The organism is Mongoliibacter ruber, assembly GCF_003003005.1.
GTDB lineage: Bacteria > Bacteroidota > Bacteroidia > Cytophagales > Cyclobacteriaceae > Mongoliibacter > Mongoliibacter ruber.
Window position 1 is genome coordinate 373,631 of sequence record NZ_PVTR01000002.1, and the last position, 18,529, is coordinate 392,159.

The 18,529-nt window shown below is 39.2% G+C and carries 12 protein-coding genes; 4 read left to right on the forward strand and 8 right to left on the reverse strand.

Going from position 1 to position 18,529, the window contains the following annotated elements:
* Nucleotides 1-389: 389 nt before the first annotated feature.
* From CLW00_RS04890 to CLW00_RS21345, 6 genes are all read right to left on the reverse strand, one after another.
* Nucleotides 390-956 carry a hypothetical protein gene (locus CLW00_RS04890; protein WP_106132529.1) on the reverse strand — a complete coding sequence of 189 codons (567 nt, stop codon included), beginning with the start codon at nucleotides 954-956 and terminating at the stop codon, nucleotides 390-392.
* A gap of 60 nt (nucleotides 957-1,016) precedes the next feature.
* Nucleotides 1,017-3,002: a cell shape-determining protein MreB gene (locus CLW00_RS04895; protein ID WP_106132530.1), complete on the reverse strand. Its 1,986-nt coding sequence runs from the start codon at nucleotides 3,000-3,002 to the stop codon at nucleotides 1,017-1,019.
* A gap of 26 nt (nucleotides 3,003-3,028) precedes the next feature.
* Entirely contained in the window at nucleotides 3,029-5,851 is a 2,823-nt protein-coding gene (locus CLW00_RS04900; RefSeq protein WP_106132531.1) for a TonB-dependent receptor, read from the reverse strand.
* A 190-nt stretch (nucleotides 5,852-6,041) separates the two neighbouring features.
* Nucleotides 6,042-7,013 carry an AAA family ATPase gene (locus CLW00_RS04905; RefSeq protein ID WP_106132532.1) on the reverse strand — a complete coding sequence of 324 codons (972 nt, stop codon included), beginning with the start codon at nucleotides 7,011-7,013 and terminating at the stop codon, nucleotides 6,042-6,044.
* A 325-nt stretch (nucleotides 7,014-7,338) separates the two neighbouring features.
* The gene (locus tag CLW00_RS04910; RefSeq protein ID WP_211300150.1) at nucleotides 7,339-7,995 is read right to left on the reverse strand and encodes a pseudouridine synthase; all 657 of its coding nucleotides are present in this window, start codon (nucleotides 7,993-7,995) and stop codon (nucleotides 7,339-7,341) included.
* Nucleotides 7,996-8,083: 88 nt separating this feature from the next.
* The gene (locus tag CLW00_RS21345) at nucleotides 8,084-8,260 is read right to left on the reverse strand and encodes a hypothetical protein (protein ID WP_170073172.1); all 177 of its coding nucleotides are present in this window, start codon (nucleotides 8,258-8,260) and stop codon (nucleotides 8,084-8,086) included.
* Between the two features lie 200 nt (nucleotides 8,261-8,460).
* On the opposite strand from CLW00_RS21345, the gene CLW00_RS04915 reads away from it, so the two are divergent.
* From CLW00_RS04915 to CLW00_RS04925, 3 genes are all read left to right on the forward strand, one after another.
* Nucleotides 8,461-9,594: an amidohydrolase gene (locus CLW00_RS04915; protein WP_106132534.1), complete on the forward strand. Its 1,134-nt coding sequence runs from the start codon at nucleotides 8,461-8,463 to the stop codon at nucleotides 9,592-9,594.
* A 94-nt stretch (nucleotides 9,595-9,688) separates the two neighbouring features.
* Complete coding sequence (locus CLW00_RS04920) at nucleotides 9,689-10,474, forward strand: hypothetical protein (RefSeq protein ID WP_245917169.1); 786 nt, start codon at nucleotides 9,689-9,691, stop codon at nucleotides 10,472-10,474.
* Nucleotides 10,475-10,908: 434 nt separating this feature from the next.
* Nucleotides 10,909-13,086, forward strand: coding sequence for a TonB-dependent receptor (locus CLW00_RS04925; protein WP_106132535.1), 2,178 nt, complete (start codon nucleotides 10,909-10,911; stop codon nucleotides 13,084-13,086).
* A 45-nt stretch (nucleotides 13,087-13,131) separates the two neighbouring features.
* Here the strand turns inward: CLW00_RS04925 and CLW00_RS04930 are convergent, their stop codons facing one another.
* Nucleotides 13,132-14,169, reverse strand: a complete 1,038-nt coding sequence (locus CLW00_RS04930; RefSeq protein ID WP_106132536.1) for a hypothetical protein — start codon at nucleotides 14,167-14,169, stop codon at nucleotides 13,132-13,134.
* A 234-nt stretch (nucleotides 14,170-14,403) separates the two neighbouring features.
* On the opposite strand from CLW00_RS04930, the gene CLW00_RS04935 reads away from it, so the two are divergent.
* On the forward strand, nucleotides 14,404-16,902 hold the full coding sequence (locus tag CLW00_RS04935) for a TonB-dependent receptor (protein ID WP_106132537.1): 2,499 nt from the start codon (nucleotides 14,404-14,406) through the stop codon (nucleotides 16,900-16,902).
* 388 nt (nucleotides 16,903-17,290) lie between these two features.
* On the opposite strand, the gene alr is transcribed toward CLW00_RS04935, so the two are convergent.
* The gene (gene alr / locus CLW00_RS04940) at nucleotides 17,291-18,445 is read right to left on the reverse strand and encodes an alanine racemase (RefSeq protein WP_106132538.1); all 1,155 of its coding nucleotides are present in this window, start codon (nucleotides 18,443-18,445) and stop codon (nucleotides 17,291-17,293) included.
* Nucleotides 18,446-18,529: the final 84 nt, after the last annotated feature.

An 18,529-nucleotide genomic window follows, 5' to 3' on the forward strand; every position in this document is an offset into this window, starting at 1 on the left:
TTTTTTATCTTTTTTAAAGTTTAATATTTTTTTAAGATTGAAAACCTATTTCTTCAGTTATAGGAGTACGAGAAGTAAGCTACTTGAGGGTAACCTTAATTTAAGTATTGGTCTTAACTTTTAACCTTTAACAAATCCACTTTTAACAACAATATCATAAGACCTTTACCTAGGTAAAATTTCAAGCGCTTTGCAAGAATCTATTTTTGCCTAAATTACCAAAAAAATAACGGTGGAGGTTTAAGAGTGTTGATCGAGGTATCGTTTGCTGTACATTTACCTTAAAATCGATCAGTACTTCCTTCCCCCACCGTATCCGTCTATAGCCATTTTGCAAGGTAAATTCAAAAAGAAAACCATGGCAGACGAATTACAAATGACTTTAGTCCTCAGAGTTCATTCAGCTTTTCGTAAGTCCATTCATGTTTAGATTTGTCATATCTAGTTCTCTCATCTGGAAACTCAACAAACTGCTTATTCAGATAATACCTATCCACATTTTTGTAGTACATAAGATCCTCCCACAGAAACTCTCCCTTTTCTAGGATTTCTTCCTTTGCCATCATTGGGGTTACAGCTGTTTCTTCAAAATCAACAAGTTTTAGGTTTTCATCGACCTTGAATTTTCCCAAGACCCCTCTTTTATGACCTTTTTCATTTCTGGCAGGTCTAATTAGGTAAAAGAAGTGTAAACTGTCTTCTGGCTCTATATGGAAATAAACAAATTCAAATTCAGGAATTTGACTTACATACAAGCTCCTGTATTCTAAGTCATGTTTTCTTTTTGGGTCAGCTCCGCGAGGGACTTTATATATGTGGGTGATAATATTGGCCATAATGGTATCTTGCTCACTTTGGCTATAAAAGTTTTCAACGTTGTATTTCTGTTGTGTTTTCTTGCAAGAAGTAAAAGTCAAAATGGAAAGTACAGCAATGATTGATAGTATTATTCTCATACAGCAAGTAAATAAATAGAGCCAAGCCTGCAGTACAGACTTGGCTCTTAAAGGAATAAATTAGTCTCTGTAAACAGTGTTTCTGCTAAAGTTGGCCCAACCTTCGGTCCAGTCTCCAGAAGTACCGAAAGCACCTACGAATGGAACTTCTTCGAAAGATCCAAACCAACTACTCTTAGTGCTTGACTGAGCGAATGGTACATTGTTCCAAGCTGCACCGGTAGCAGCTGCACTTTCAGATTCAATTGTGAAAGTTGGCACACCAAGATCAAATACGGATGAACTGATTCCAATTTCATCCCAAGCGCCAAAGAACTGATTGCCAAAGCTAGGAGTGTTAAACCAAGATACTGCATCAAATTCAGCTAGGTTCCATCTGATTGAATGTCCTCTAGGTTCTGCACCAGGGTGGTTTCCTCTTGCGTTTCCGTTTGCATCTAAGAAAGGAAGTCCTTCTGCCTGAAGATCTGGATAGCTTGCTGCATTGACAGCACTTTGATGGTCAAAAGCTCTGTTTGGATCATATGCTTTTCCAAAACCATTTCCTCCCCAGCCTCTAACACCGGCAAGGATTACATTTCTTAGTTGAAGTTCATCATTTTCGGCAAACTGTGCAGTACTGTTTCCGTCAATGAAAATACCCATAGGATATCCTGTAATGATAGAGTTATAAATTTTAAGCTTGCTGCTTCTTCTTAGCTGAGCTGCGTGTTGAAATTCAGCTGAAATTGATGTTTCTCTAACTTTTTTAGGACCAATGATAGTAATGTTTGAAAACACAGAGGAAGTAAAAGGCTCTCTAAGTTCGCCACTTCCATTGTTATCTACCTCAAAACCATTAGAACCTGACTGATCTGCGTCTTTCGCATCTCTGATTCCAATTCCAAACTGAATGTTTCCGCTATGTCCCAAATCAACATCAAAATCATCATCCAAGCCTCTGTATGCAATCAAATATCTTCCATCAACAGTACCACCAAACCACTCGAATTGATCATCAAGACCAAATGAAGCCTGAACGTATTCTATGACAGTAGTTCTTCCTACACTACCCATTGTCAGGGTATTGACTTCTTCATTCGGGTTGATAGGAATACCTGCCCACTCAATTCTTACATATTTGAAAATACCGCTATCATCATCATCGTCAGAACCACCGTGCCAAGCACCATATCCACCTTCTAATTGAACATTTGGTCCTTCGTTATTTTTTGCTCTACCACACATAACTACACCACCCCAATCTCCAGGAGTTCTTTCACCAGGAGCATTTGCTGAAGTGAATACAATAGGGTTTTCACGCTCACCTTCGGCGATAATTTTTCCACCTCTTTGAATTACCAATGTACCTTTGGTAGCTTCATCACCAAAAATTATTGTTCCTGGTTCGATAGTGAGGACACCTTCAGTTCTTCCATCATCATTTTGTGGAGTTTGGCCGGCTGCAGGTATTGGGCCCACTCTTACAAATCCAATTAGGTAGTAATCTTTATCAGCGGTAAGTGTGACATTTCTTTCTTCTAGATAAGAACCTTCAATACCTGTTACTGCGATACCTGGTATATGTTCGTCATATCCGGCTAATCTAGTTACTCCGCCCAATTGTACCCTCGGCTTAGGAGGCAGAGCAGATACCGTAACGGTAAATGGATCACTAGTTGCGGCTCTATCCAATAAGTCAGTAACGACAAATGTGAAATTGACTTGAGCACCTTCCTGTAGACTAGGTTCGATAGTATAAGCCAAATCATAGGTTGAACTGGTTCCTGTAAGGTTTACATCAGGATAAGCGGCATTTGGTGCGCCATTTTTCAAAATTCTCAAATTCTTGATTCCAGCTGGGGCATTGATATTGACCTGCGTGGAAACTTCCGCTCCTATGATGCCGGATGCAGAAGGAGGGCTTACTGATACTGAGGGAGGAGCACCTACTGGTGTTTCGTCCTCTCCGCAGGAAATCAGAAACATGAATGACGCCATTAACGTCACCATCGATAAAGCTTTCCATCCTAGATTGAAAGCATTTTTCAAATCATTTTTTTTCATTGGTTGATATAAAGTTTAGTAATTTGTTAGAATTCATATGATACACCTAAAGAGTATTGGGTTCCAGGTTTAAATCTTCTAAATGCCTGATCATTATTGCGGTCAAATTTTCCATCTTCGTTTCCATCCTGTAAAAGGAGGAACTCCTGATTAAAGATGTCTTTAATGCCGGCCTTGATGGAGATTTTCGGAGTAATTGATTTTTTGACAGAAAGGTCAAGCACATTTCTTGGCATTTCGTAGGTATCTGGAATAGCACCAGCTCCTACTAGCAAAATTCTTTTTCCGATTACATTGTAATTCAGGTTGACTTGAAGTCCGGAAAGTTCGTTGTCATAGTAAATTCCTGAGTTAACAATAAAATTAGATTGGCCTTGTAGCGGTCTATCCACTGCTCTTAAAAGTTCCGAAAGTTCATCACCTAAAGTGACTCTTGAGTCAATTAAAGAGATGTTTGCGAGGAGGCTAATTCTGCTTAAGAATCTGCTTCTAAATACATTTGCCAAGGATTTTCTCATATCCATTTCAATACCACGGGCATAAGCTCTTTCGGTATTTCTGAATAAGAAGGTGGATTGCTCAGAGCCAAAGTTTCCGTACAGAGACTCTATTGGATCCTTAAAGTCTTTATAAAAAAGCGCAAAAGATATAGTTTCTGTCAAGCTAGGATACATTTCCCACCTCAAATCAAAGTTGTGTATTTGGGCATTTTTCAAAAATGAAAATCCTGTTACAGTTGCGTCAAATATGAAGTCATAAAATCCAAATGGTGCAATCTCTCTAAATTCAGGTCTGTTTAGTGTTTTTCCATACACACCTTTCAGAACCATCTTGGGATTTATGTTATAAGCAAGGGTTACTGAGGGAAGAAGATCGACTTGATCTATGATCACTGGTTCAATTGGGGGTGTAGGGGTTCCAGGTTGGAACCTATCAGGGCTTTGAAGCCTCTGATCGTTATCTTCTATACGAAGTCCGCCAGATAGATTAAATTTACCTAAAGGTAGGTTCAGGGATAGGTAGTATGCGCGAAGTACATTGGAAGCATTATAGAAGTTGCTAGTGGCAAAATTTTCTCCGAGCCTGATTCCATTCAACACGCTGATATTCGAAGGATCAAAAAGTTCTCCTATACCTATTTGAGTAAGCTCTTCCGAGAAATTCACACCTCTACTAAAGCCAAGGTTTCTGGCAGAAAATGTTCGATCTCTGTTTTCAAAATAAATACCAGCCTTCATAATAGGCTTGAAAGCGGTATTTTTATTAAGGTTGAATCTTTCTTCAAAATTCAGGCTAAAGGAATAGATGTTTTCTCTCATTGAGGAATAGAACTTTCCTAAAAAGTCAGGCGTCTGACCCCTAGGAATAAAAAGAACTGATTCACCGGTAGCTGCGTCCACTACATTGGTTCTGTACCTCCTGTAATCAGGCATCTCATTATAAGAAAGACCGTAACCTCCAACCCATTCAATTTTGGCACTTTCATTCCAAAATTGATGTGTACCTACCAATTGACCAGAATATATTCCACGGTACTCGTTGAAAAAAGCAAAATTATTTTGCGTAAAACCTTGTGCAATTTGATCTCCAAATCGATCAATAAAATCATGGGTAGTTAGTCTTTGATAAAGATTCTTAAGTTCAATCGTGTTGTTGTCATTTATTTTTAAAGCCCAGTTGAAAACAGCTCCTGCCATGATTTCTTGGCCGTATTCTACATCCATAAATGAATACCGTAATTTTGGTTGGTTGGCTTCAAAATCAAAGGCCTCAAATGCATTGTTTTCTACATTGAAAATGGTCTTGGTGTTGGAATATTGCAAGCTGGTTGTGTTTCCGAGTTGCATACCTTTTTTCCCCAGATCCTTTCTAAAGTTGTGGGTAACGGCCCATCTGGAATCCAATCCAGAGTTATAGTTCATCTCTTCCCAATTGTTAGGTAAAGACCTTCCAGCTTGGTCAATTTCATTGTTTGAGAGACCTGTAAGTCTCTCTGGAAAATCTGATGGAAGATCATTGGCACCATCATTGAATCCTAACCAATGGTTTTCTCTCCTATTTTCCCCTCTAAAATTGCGAAGTGAACTGCCCTTTCTAAAGCCAGTAGATATATCTACGGTTGTTGATGTGCCATCAGGAATACTCTTTGTAAAGACTTTAACCATTCCACCTGAAAAATCTCCAGGCAATTCAGGAGCTGGGCTTTTATAAATCAATATTTGATCAATGATATTGCTGGGAACAACATCCAATGAAAAAGACCTAACATCTGCTTCCATACTTGGGGCATTGATGTTATGCAACTGAACAGTATTGTATCTTTCGTTTAGACCCCTGATTACTATAAACCTGTCTCCAACAACAGTGACACCTGGAATTCTTTTGACCACTTGTGAAGCGTCACTGTCCAAAGTTCGTTTTATTGATTCTGCTGAGATCCCACTTACAACTTGCAGACTTTCTTTGATATTTTTTAAGAGTGTAATATCTGATGAAGTCTCTCTTACCGCTGTGATTGTAAAAGTTTCAAGATCTGAAATATCTTCTTGAAGTTCTATCTTCAGATCAATAGTTTGACCCTCCAATATTTCTGTCTCAACCGCCTGAGAAGAATAGGTTATAAAAGAGACAATAACTGTTTTTTTACCTACGGGTATATTTTTAATTTCAAAATCTCCGTCAAGGCCTGTGGCTACTCCCATGGAAGTACCTTCAATCCTGACATTGGCACCGATGATGGTTTCCCCGGTAACGGAGTCAAAGACGACTCCTCTTATCGATCCTGATTGGGCCATTGCAATACCCGATACCAATAGACCGATTAAAGTGAAGTAAAATTGTTTTTTCATGTTGATGATATTTGTACAGCTAAGAACTGCACAAAGGTCATCACACAATGTTAAGTGAGAGGGTCAGAAAAATTATCAATTCATTAAATAGATAGGTCAAAAAGTAAAAGGGCTATCACAATAAATTAATATTGAAATAGCCCTCAGGTGCATTATGTTGAATTTGTATCGAAATCCTGTGTATTTCAGCTTATTTCAATGTTACGGATTTATTAATTGGTATTTTATCCAAAAATATCCGAATCAGGTCTCTTGTTGAGATATTATCTGCCTCTGCCTCATAGTTGAGGATTATCCTGTGGTTGAGCACATCTTCGGCCACAGCCTTGATATCCTCAGGAAGCACAAAATCTCTGCCTTGCATAAATGCAGAAGCCCTTGAAGCAAGGTTGAGGTTGATACTTGCCCTTGGAGATACACCGAATTGTATGTATTTCGCCTCATCTGCCAATCCGTATTTCTCAGGAAACCTTGTTGCAAAAACAAGTTCTATGATATAATGCTCTAATGGCTCGGCAATTTTGACCTCATTGATAGCAGACCTGATAGCAAAGATGTCTTCTTTGGAGAGAATGGCATTTACTTCACTGCTAAACTGCATATTGGCCATTCTTCTCATAACCTCCATTTCATCTGCTTTGCTCGGATAGTCAATATGTACCTTCATCATAAACCTATCCACCTGTGCTTCTGGAAGTGGGTAGGTTCCTTCTTGATCTACCGGGTTTTGTGTAGCCAATACCAAAAAGGGCCTGTCCAATTGGAAAGTGGTTTCTCCGATGGTCACTTGCTTCTCCTGCATAGCTTCCAATAGTGCTGATTGCACTTTGGCCGGTGATCGGTTGACCTCATCGGCCAAGATAATATTCGAAAAAATAGGGCCTTTTTTTACTTCAAAACTGGCCTCTTGTTGATTGTAGATCATGGTACCTACCAAGTCAGAAGGTAAAAGATCGGGCGTAAATTGAATCCTTTTGAAATCTAGGTGAAGGACTTTGGCGAGGGTGTTGACAGTCAAAGTCTTGGCCAAACCCGGTACACCTTCCAATAAAATATGTCCATTGGTAAAAAGGCCTATGAGTAACCTGTTGACCATCCTGTCCTGACCAACTACCACTTTCTTTACCTCTTCTATTACCTGTTGGATTTTTTCCTGATGCATGTTGTTTTAATTGATATACAGTTGAATTAATTATCAACCGTGGTTATGGTTTCAGTACGCTATTGTTATTTTTTGAATGAAATATAGTAGATATATGGTTGAAATAAATGGATATTAAAATCAGCATTCAACCTTGGTTCCTTATCCTCTTTGCAATTTTTTTTATTGATGATTCAAAGTTACTTAAACCAATCCCTTAGAAAGCACCTCGTAAATCGTAAATCATCATTCGTAAATTCTTTTCCTCGGGCTAAATTAAAACAAAATACCCCGTATCCCAATTTCTGATTTTTGTAATTGATAAATGGCTAAACTCAGGGTTAAATCACTTTCGCTTTTTAACGTAAGACTTAGAAAAAGATTTCTGGTTTGATGTTAAATTTTGTTGGTTGAGCAATCTTGTGTTGACCTGAAGTAAGCGGTATATTTCCTCTTGTTCAAGCTCTCTCACTTCTCCAACATCATACCCTGCGATATCCAAACTCTCCATGGACCAACGTACCAAGCGAAGAGTAGGAAAGCCTACTGCGGCTGTCATTTTTCGCACTTGCCTGTTTTTTCCTTCAATCAAACTCAGTTGAATCCATGTGTCAGGAACAGATTTCCGGAACCTGATTGGAGGGTTGCGTGCAGGTAGTTCAGGCTCGGTGCTCAGAATTTTAGCTTTTGCTCTTTTGGTATAATAGGTTCTTCCATCTACATTGATTTCTACACCATTCTCCAATTGGGAAATGGCTTCCTCGTCAGGTGTTCCTTCTACCTGAACAAGGTAGTCTCTGTCATGGGAAAATTGAGGGTTGAGAAGGTAATGGTTGAGCGCCTTGTCGTCTGTTATCAACAACAAACCTTCGCTATCCTTATCCAAGCGCCCTACCGGATATACATCTTTTGGGAATTCGAAAACATCTTTAAGGGTGTTTTGATCGCCGCTAAACTGGCTTAAGATTCCAAAAGGTTTGTAAATGACAAAGTATCTGGGCATGATTTCACTTTTAAAATATGTTAGGCATTCAATAAAAAACCCTGTCGGATTGACTGCGACAGGGCTATATTTTTTGATTTTGGTATGATCAACTACCGCAACCTATGCAGTCAATATGGCTGTCCATAGGTTTTACGCCTTTCAGCTGCATTTCCAAATTGTGGATTTTGTCTCTGGTTTCCATGTCTTGAAACATGTCTCCTGTCAGGGAGGCCTTTAAGTTTTCAACTTCTTTTTCGAGTGTTGTTTTCTGTTCTGTCGTCATTTTTCAAATGGATTTAAAAGTTAGCACATTTCAATATAAAAAAGTTCTTTGAAATCTGTAAGGTATTTGTGCCTCAAGAGGAAAAATTATACCAATTGAATAATGAGATGGTTGAAAACCGGGCATAGGAACAATCATTGCTTTAAATTTGTCATTACAAAAGCGCATCAATTAATTTGACGATCAAACCACACCTTTTCATGAACAAATCAGAACTGAATCAATTAATAGATTTAAGAAAAACACTTCATCAAAATCCTGAACTATCCGGTGAGGAAAAAGAAACGGCCAAAAGGGTTGTGGAATTTTTTAAAGACCTCAAGCCTGACGAAGTAATCGAAAACCTTGGTGGAAATGGTCTGGCATTTATCTACAATGGTCAGGAAGAGGGCTTGACCAGTATGTACCGTTGTGAACTGGACGGTCTTCCAATCTGGGAAGAAAACAATATTCGGCATAAAAGTAAAGTTGAAGGGAAATCCCATGTCTGTGGCCATGATGGGCATATGGCTATCATAAGTGGATTGGGAATGAAGCTTTCCAAAGAAAGGCCAAAAAAAGGAAAAGTGGTCTTGCTTTTTCAACCAGCAGAAGAAACCGGAGAAGGTGCGCTAGCCATTGTGGAGGACAAGAAGTTCCATAAGCACAACCCTGATATTGCTTTTGCGCTCCACAATTTGCCTGGCTATGAAAAAAATCAGATTGTCATCAAAAAAGGCGCATTTGCAGCGGCATCGGTGGGTTTGAAAATTAGGTTGAAAGGAAGAAACTCTCATTCAGCTCATCCAGAAGCAGGCAACTCGCCCGCGGAGGCTATGTCCAAGTGTATTGTAGCCTTGGAAAAGCTTCCGGATGCGATGAAAAAATTTACTTTGGTGACCGTCATCCATGCCAGGTTAGGCGAAATGGCATTCGGTACTACTCCAGGAGAAGCACTTATCTGTGCTACCCTCAGGGCATACGAAAACGAGACCAGGGATCTTTTGGTAGCCTATTCTGAAAAACTCTGTACTCAGATTGCCAAAGAGTATGGACTTGAAATAGCCTTTGAGTATACAGAGAGCTTTACTGCCACACATAATGATCCAGAAGCTTGGGAATATGGCAATGAAGCAGCAAAAAAACTGAAATTAAAAGTAAAACATATCCGTATTCCTTTTAGATGGTCAGAAGATTTTGGCTTGTTTTCCAAGCATACCAAGACCTTACTTTTTGGATTGGGATCGGGCAAAAAACAGCCTCAGCTCCATGAACCAAACTTTGATTTTCCAGATGAATTGATAGAAACAGGAGTCAATATGTTTTGGGAAATTGCCAAAGATATTCATGGTTGATTCTATCTAGGTAAATGCGATAAAGTTCAAATGTATTTTTACCAAATAGCTAATTATCAATTACTTCGTGGTAAAAAACTATTAACTTTATGTTATGAAGCGCATCCAACTTTTTGAATTTGAAGATCAGCCATGGTTTCCTGACTGGATCAGGGTATTGATGACGAGGTATATCAGTAACTTTCATAAGCTGTTAGATTCTGCAAATCTGATGAAGCCCCTCATCGAAAAAGGACTTTCCCATACCAAAGAAAAAGTCATTCTTGACCTCTGTTCTGGAAATGGTGGCCCAATGCCAGATATTTTTCATGATTTACAACAGAAAAAGCCAGGTCATAAATTGCTTTTGAGCGACTTGTATCCAAATAAAAAAGCAGCTGATAAATTTAACGCAGACACCGCCAACAATATTCAGTACTTGACTACTTCTTTAGATGCCACCAAGGTATCTCCTGAAATCAAAGGGCTGAGAACCATGGTCAGCAGCTTACACCATATGAAACCTGAAGTTGCCCACGAAATACTCTCCAATGCCAAAATTTCCGGCCAGCCGATTCTGATTTATGAAATCAGTGACAATTCCCCACCAATATTCCTATGGTGGCTTGCCATCCCTTTTGCATTGATTGCCACACTGATTTTGACTCCGATGATCAGGCCACTTTCCTGGCAACAAGTGGTGTTTACTTACCTCATTCCCATCCTGCCTTTACTTATCGCTTGGGATGGTGCAGTCTCTAATGCCAGGACTTATACCCTCGAAGATATGGCTCAATTGATAGAAGGCTTGTCTGATGAAAAGTATGCTTGGGAAATGGGTAAAATAGATGGAAAGGGTGGAAAAAAACTGTTTTTGCTTGGAAAGCCAAGTGATGTTTAAAGTTTATGATTCAGTCTCTAATAATGAAGATATTTATATTTTTCAAAACATACCCTTATATTTCAAGTATGAAACCGGGAAGTTTTTTGCTTTTGATCTATTTACTTCTGCTTATGGCATTCCCAATCCATAACATGGAAGATTGTAATCATCATGAGCATGATCATCAAGAAAGTACTTCTGGGGAAGTACCGGACTGTTGTCCCCCCTTTTCATTCTGCAAATTATGTTCTCACTTTGTTAATGAGGAATTCAGTACGTTAAAGTTGGAACTACCTCAGCCACTATTTACAATTGAGCGGTTAGATCAAATACAGCTCAGATACATAACCGTAGAAGTACCTTTTTGGCATCCTCCCAAGATCTCCTGATTTTTTATTGAGCCCTTAAAAGGCAACACATTTTATCATTTACCATTTTTAACAATTTAAACCATGATCTTAAGAATCATCGGTGTGCTCCTATTGCTAGGAGTCACCAATTTTACTGTGGCTCAACAGGAAATCCATGTCCTTGTATTGGATGAGCACAGTGAACAACCAATACCAGGAGCGACAGTTCAAATGCTCAGAACCCAAATCGGTGCTGTTACGGACCAAGATGGAGTGGCTGTTTTGAACCGCATACCGTCTGGAAATATCACTTTACGTATCAGTCTGATTGGTTTCGAGAAAAAAGAGCTCAACCTGAAGGAAGAGGATATACTCATTTCTCCATATCAGGTGGCTGTGTACCTGCATGAAGCACACGGAGACCTCGAAGAGGTAGTGATTTCTTCAACCAGAAGCAGCAGAACCATTGCTGATATTCCCACAAGGGTGGAGTTTATCGCCGGAGAAGAGCTGGATGAGAAAGTCAATATGAAGCCAGGGGATATCAGGGTTTTGCTGAGTGAAAGTACCGGAATTATGGTGCAGACTACCTCGGCTACCTCTGCAAATGCCAGCATTAGGATTCAGGGACTTGACGGTCGCTACACACAATTATTGAGGGATGGATTTCCACTGTATTCGGGTGCGGCTTCAGGACTATCACTGTTGCAGATTCCACCACTTGACCTGCAACAAGTAGAAGTCATCAAAGGCTCTTCTTCTACCCTTTACGGTGGAGGTGCCATTGCAGGCCTGGTCAACCTTATTTCCAAAAGACCTACTCAGGAAGGAGAACTGAGTTTTCTGTTGAATGGCACCAATGCCGGGGGATTTGATGCTTCCACATTTTATGGCAAGAGAAATGACAAATGGGGAACTACCCTATTTGCAGCCTTTAACACCAACCAACCTTATGATCCGGCAGGAATAGGCCTTTCTGCTATTCCCAAATTCAACAGGTTCACGTTCAACCCAAGATTGTTTGTGTATCCGACTAGTCAAACAGAAATAGACTTTGGGCTTAATTTCAATTATGAAGACAGAAAAGGAGGGAATATGGTTTTGTTGAGGAATGAGTCATCGGCAAGCAACCTGTTTTTTGAAAACAACGAAAGCGGAAGAATAAGTTCGCAATTTTCACTCAGTCATTCCGTAGGTGAGCATAAAAAATGGGTGGTAAAAAATGCCGTGAATTATTTTGAAAGAACGCTTACAACCAATGCATTTACTTTTGATGGAGCACAATTGTCAAGTTTTACAGAGCTCAATCACCAAATCAATCATGATCAGATGGACTGGGTGCTGGGAGCAAATCTCTGGACAGAACGGTTTGAAGAGATAAATTCTTCATCAGATCGGGATTACAACTTGACCACCGTTGGGGTTTTTGCACAAAATACTTGGTCCTTGAATCCATCATGGATTTTGGAAAGTGGCCTTCGCAGCGATTATGTAGTTGAGTATGGTTGGGCAGTACTTCCCAGGTTGGCTTTGCTCTGGAAGCAGTCAGAGCGATTTTCATCCCGTTTGGGTGGTGGATTGGGCTACAAAGCACCAACAATATTTACTGAGGAGAGTGAAAGATTGCAATACAGGAATATTCAAGGTATTGATCCTGATAGGAATGTGTTGGAAAAAAGTTATGGAGTCAATTGGGACTTCAACTTTCGCCAATCTTTGTTTGATGATAAACTCTTTGTCAGCATCAACCATATGTTTTTCTATACCTACCTGGACCGGCCTCTCTTTTTGGAACCTTTGGCAGTCAGTTCTTTTAGGTTTGTCAATATTGAGGGTTACAGCGATACCAAAGGTGTTGAGACCAATGTCAAGTGGGAATGGAAAGATTTCAAATGGTTTATGGGATATACCTATACCCATGCAAGGATCGTAGAAGAAAATCAGGTTAGGGAAAATCCACTTACACCTAGACACAGGATCAATTCGGTACTTTTCTATGAGGTGCATAACAAATGGAAAGTGGGATGGGAATCCTACTATTTCAGTGCCCAGCAACTTAGCGATGGCAGTGTTGGCAAAAGCTATTGGATCATGGGCTTTATGGCTGAAAAAATCTGGGAACATGTCTCGGTGTATATCAATTTCGAGAATTTCCTGGATGCCAGACAGACCCGATTTGATTCGATCTTTACAGGAAGACTTGACCAACCCAATTTTAGGGAAATTTATGCACCTCTTGACGGTTTTGTAATCAATGGAGGAGTGAAGATTAGAATTTGAACTTAGGCTTTTCATCACTTTAAAAAACAAGTTTTTGAATCGTGATCATTCTTCGACCACCAAAAAACCTGTCTTTGGAGTGATGAAAAGCTTTTGACACTTATCAGGATCACCCAGCATAAAGCCTCTGCCGGGTATTTGAGGCAAAATCTCAAAGGATTCGGCTGGGATAAAATATTCCTCCCAAACATCTAAATATTCTCTTAACCTGTATAGCACTATATCTTGGGGCGTATTGTTAAAAATCAGATAAAAATTCAAACCACTGAAATTTCTTTCGCCATCTACCTGATCGGAGTTGCAGGGGATTTCTATCATTGGAATCAGGCCAAGTGATTCGAAAAATGATCCCCAGTCATCTGGTGAATTATTGTTTAACCTTTGGATTTCACCCATTATTGCGGCTCTGATTGACACCAGAGCTGTAATATGTGATATTTGGGAGTTGAATTCCTTCCTGTACAGCGCAAGGCGGTTTTTGTAAAAACTATCATTTAGAATATATTCTATTTTTTGAGTTTGATCAGCCTTGGTATTTCCGCTAAACCATTCAAAACTCTCCGCCATTATTTTGTCATTCCAGCTGGAAAGTTGATTCAGTTCATCTACAGTGTTTTCCAAATCGTCAAGCCTTGATTTGAAGTTTTTGATCAAAGCAAAAAGGGCATTGTACTTGGGGCTGAAATCCCTTTCTTTTTGAAGAATTGTCAAGATATTTTCATCCTTGAGCCAAGAGTACTGTGTATTGATGGACATCAAATCATTTAAGGTCCTGTTTCTTACAAAGCTTTCCTCATTGAGTTTATTATCGATCAGCAATGCGATGATAGAATCCTGAGTGTATATCCTGTTTGTAAACCTTTCGAGTAAAAACTGATTGGATACCAAGCCCTTTTCAAGATCCGATATTAACCTTTGGTTTTCTTTTTCAGCTTGTTTTTCACTATTCAAATTATTGAGATACAAGGCTATCAGGATTCCTATTACCACCAACGCGATTTCTCCAAGGGCATAGACAAGGTAACGGGTAAACCTATTTTCTCTCAAAAACTTCTTTCTGATATTTCTAAAGATTCTCGACATGCCTACTGTTGATTTAAAGTTTAAAAATATCGTTTGCCAATTGGATTTATTTTGACATAAAGTTACAGGAATCGCAAAAATCTCAAAATTTTTCCATTTTAGGCTTTTTCATTCGTCTTCTCAAATGGTGGTTTCGTCGGTGTTATGTATGAATCTGTCAGGTACGATGCTTGGAACATTAAACCTTCAGTGTGCAATCCTTTCTAACATACGAAATCACAAAATTTGAAAGACATGAAAACCTTGAATTTTAGAGCTATCGCAATTTTATTTTTTCTATTTACCATACAGCATACAGCTGTAAGTCAGACTCAAGCAAATCTTGAAAAGAATATAGTTACAGGTAAAGTAGTTGAAAAAAGCTCCAGCGAACCGGTTGCTTATGCAAGTTTGACCCTGATAGAAGTAGCTACTGCAGAAAGCGTTTCTGGTGCAGTGGCAGACTTCAATGGCGAATTTGTTTTTTCGGCAGTGAAAGAAGGAAAGTATTTTATTCAAATTTCATTTATGGGTTTCAGGGATTTCATTTCTGATGAATTTGAAATCAATGAAAGCCAACCCTCTATGCAGTTTGATGCAATTTATCTTGAACCAGAAGATTTAGCACTTGAGGAAGTTACCGTAATGGGGCAGAGAGACCTGATTGAGGAGAAGGTGGACAGGACTATTTATAATGCTGAAAATGATAATACAATAGTAGGTGGAGATGCGTCCGATGTGATGAGGAGAGTCCCTATGCTATCTGTAGATATGGATGGCAATGTATCTATGCGAGGGAGTACTAATATTTTGGTACTTATTGATGGAAAGCAATCTGCTATTGTAGCGTCCAATATTTCAGATGCCCTTAAGCAAATCCCCGCGGAAGAAATCAAGGCTATTGAAGTCATTACCTCTCCGTCGGCCAAGTATGATGCTGAAGGTACAGGTGGAGTGATCAATATTGTCACCAAGAAAAACAACATCCAGGGTGCGTCACTCAATATCAACACGACTGTGGGGTGGAGGGCATCCAATCTTGGGCTTAATGCCAGTCTTAAAAAGGGTAAAATGGGCTTTACTTTAGGAGGTTTTGGCAGAGCAGGATACAATATTCTTGGTTCTTTCGATAATCAGCAACTCGTAACCAATATGGATGGCAGCACTTTAAATATACTTCAGAGTGCTGACACAAGGACCAATCAAATGTTTGGCAGGTATAATTTCGGATGGGATTATGAGATAAATGATTTCAATTTTATGACTGCTGGTGTCAGCTTTGGTTTGAGAAATAGAAACACGTACCAAGATGGACTACTAACGGAAACTTTTATGGGAGAATTGCTACAATCTGCAGTTTTAAGGGACGTGGAGACAAGTAACCTTTCCAATAATATTGATATCAATTATAACTATACAAAGACATATGAAAAAAAAGGAAAAGAGCTTAGCATATCATCTCTGTATTCCCTTAACAATTTGACAAACGATTTTATCAACAATGTGTACACAGGAACTTTTGAAGATATCGCTAGTAGAGTCAAAAATAATAACCTTGGAAAGAATGAAGAATTTACCATTCAGTTGGATTATGTTACGCCAATTGGTAGCGGAGAAGGGACACTCTTGGAATATGGAGCCAAAAATATCATGAGAAAAGCGGAAAGTGATTTCGCTTACCTTACGGCTCAAGGTGCTGATGGTGAATTCGAACAAGTAGATGATATCACATTGTCCAACGAGTTCAGTTATGATCAGAACGTGACAGCAGGGTATTTTACATTTATGAGAAACTTCCTCAAAGATTATACATTCAAAGGAGGACTAAGGTACGAATACACCAATATCCAGGCAGACTTTAGGAATGCTGAACTGGACACAGATATACCATCTTATGGCTTATTTGTTCCAAGTATGAATTTGAGTAGAAAATTAGAAAACGGCAATATGATCAAAGCGGCCTACAACAGAAGGGTTCAAAGGCCATTTCTTAATTTTCTTAATCCAAATATCAATGCTGCCAATCCCCAGCAGATATCTCAGGGGAATCCACTTTTGGATCCTGAATTGACAGATAACTATGAGATGTCCTATAGCACATACATTGGCAACTCTTCAATAAATTTTACCAGTTACCTGAGAAATACTACAGGTTCTATTCAGCCTGTCAGGACTGTTTTAGATGATGACATCATTTTTACCACATTTGAAAACATCGGCAGAGAAAGGGCTTACGGGCTTTCCATCTTTTCAAACATCAACCTTAGCAACAGATTCAATTTGAGTGGAAGTATTGATGGGTATTTTGCTCAGTTAGACAATGGATTGGAAGATCCGCTTTTTGCAGCAAGCAACAGTGGTTTTGTGCTCAGCGGTCGTGCTAGAGCCAGTTATTTGCTAGGTAACGATTGGCAATTGGAAGCATTTGGATTCGCACGAGGTAGACAAGTACAATTGCAAGGTTCTGCCGGAGGATTGGCAATCTATAACCTGAATCTCAACAAGCAATTTGCTGAGAAAAGAGGAAGCATTGGTTTTGGAATTGAAAATTTTCTTATGCGTGAATTTACCATGAGAAATGAATTGGTAACTCCTACCATAGTTCAGCAGAGTACGGTTGGCATTCAAAACATGAGTTTTAAAATCAATTTTAACTACAGGATTGGAAGACTCAGTACAGATTCTAAAAAGAAAACAAGAGGGGTGACAAATGATGACATCAAAGATAGCGGAGCTGATAACTCAATGAATTGATGAACTGATGAACTGAAACCGGTACATCAGACCCTGAACTCAGATAAACCCCAATCTAAAATCTAAAATCTGCAATTGATGAATTGATGAACTGATGAATTGACGAACTGGAACCGGTACATCAGACCTTGAACTCAGATAAACCCCAATCTAAATTCTAAAATCTACAATTGAAGAACTGATGAATTGTCGAATTGAAGAACTGAAAACGGTAAACCAAACCCTGAACTCAGATAAACTCCAATCTAAATTCTAAAATCTAAAATCTACAATTGATGAATTGATGAGCTGTCGAACTGAAAACGGTAAACCAAACCTAGAACTCAGATAAACCCCAATCTAAAATCTACAATCTAAAATCTAAAATCCAAAACCTACAACCTTCCTCCTAACTCACAACCTTCCTGGGAATATCTATTGGCAATCTGGTAAGCAACTCATAATTTACCTGTTGGGTGGATTCTCCAAAGGATGCTACCGTGATTTCATTATCTCCCTGACAACCCACAATTACCACTTCATCGTTTTTTTGAACAGATTCTAAATCCGTTACATCTACAGCGATGCTGTTCATGGTAACAGTTCCTACTACAGAAACCATTTTTCCATGAATCAATACCTTGCCCTGATTGCTCAAAAGCCTACTATACCCGTGTCCGTATCCTATTGGGACCAAAGCGATGGTCATGTCTCTTGGAGCCATATAACTTGAACCATATCCTACAAAATCTCCCATTTGGACCGATTTGGTATTCATAACCGAACTTTTCCAGGAAATCAATCTTTTTAAGGGGTTTTTGTTGTCTTCTGGGAGGGATTGAAACCGGTACATATATGTCTCCATGGTGGGCCAAAGTCCATAAGAAGCGATGCCTACACGAACCATATCCATGATGGTCTCGGGGTAGCTGAGAGTGGCAGCAGAACAGGCGGTATGGTATTTTTCAAATTTCAAACCATTTGCCGAAAACCACTTTCTGAACTTTTTATATTCTTTGATTTGTCTACGCACCCTGACATAATTGCTGATACTTTCCGCTCCTGCATAGTGGGTACAAAGCCCTTTCAAATCCAAAAAAGCATTATTTTCTTCAAGGACCTTGGCAAGCCATTCCCTGTCTTCCCATTCGAAGCCCGTACGGTGAAAACCCGTCTCCAATTCCACATGGATTTTTGCCTTCAAATCAAGTTTTTTAGCCGTTTCGATGGCAGCCTCTAAGCGATCAAATTCAAAAACAAAAAAACTGATTCCTTTCAGAATTATTTCCTCCAAATTAGCATTGTCTAGCATTCCCATAATCATAACCTGAGAATTCTGCGAACTCGCTTCGTGTACCCTTAAGGCTTCATCCGCACTGAAGGTACTGAAATGTCGAATCCCATTTTCTTCCGCTATAGGCACAATATTTTCAATACCATGCCCATAAGCATTGCCTTTCACAACTATGGAGATTTCTGTTTTTTTACCGACTTCAGATCTTAAAAAATCTATGTTTTTGGCGTAAGCTGATTTACTGATTTCGATATATGAGGTATGCTGCATGCTTGCAAATTATAAATTTTTATCCTTGAACTAATTTAAAATGCAAAAACCCGAAAGATTGTTCCTTCGGGTTTTGAGCAAGCT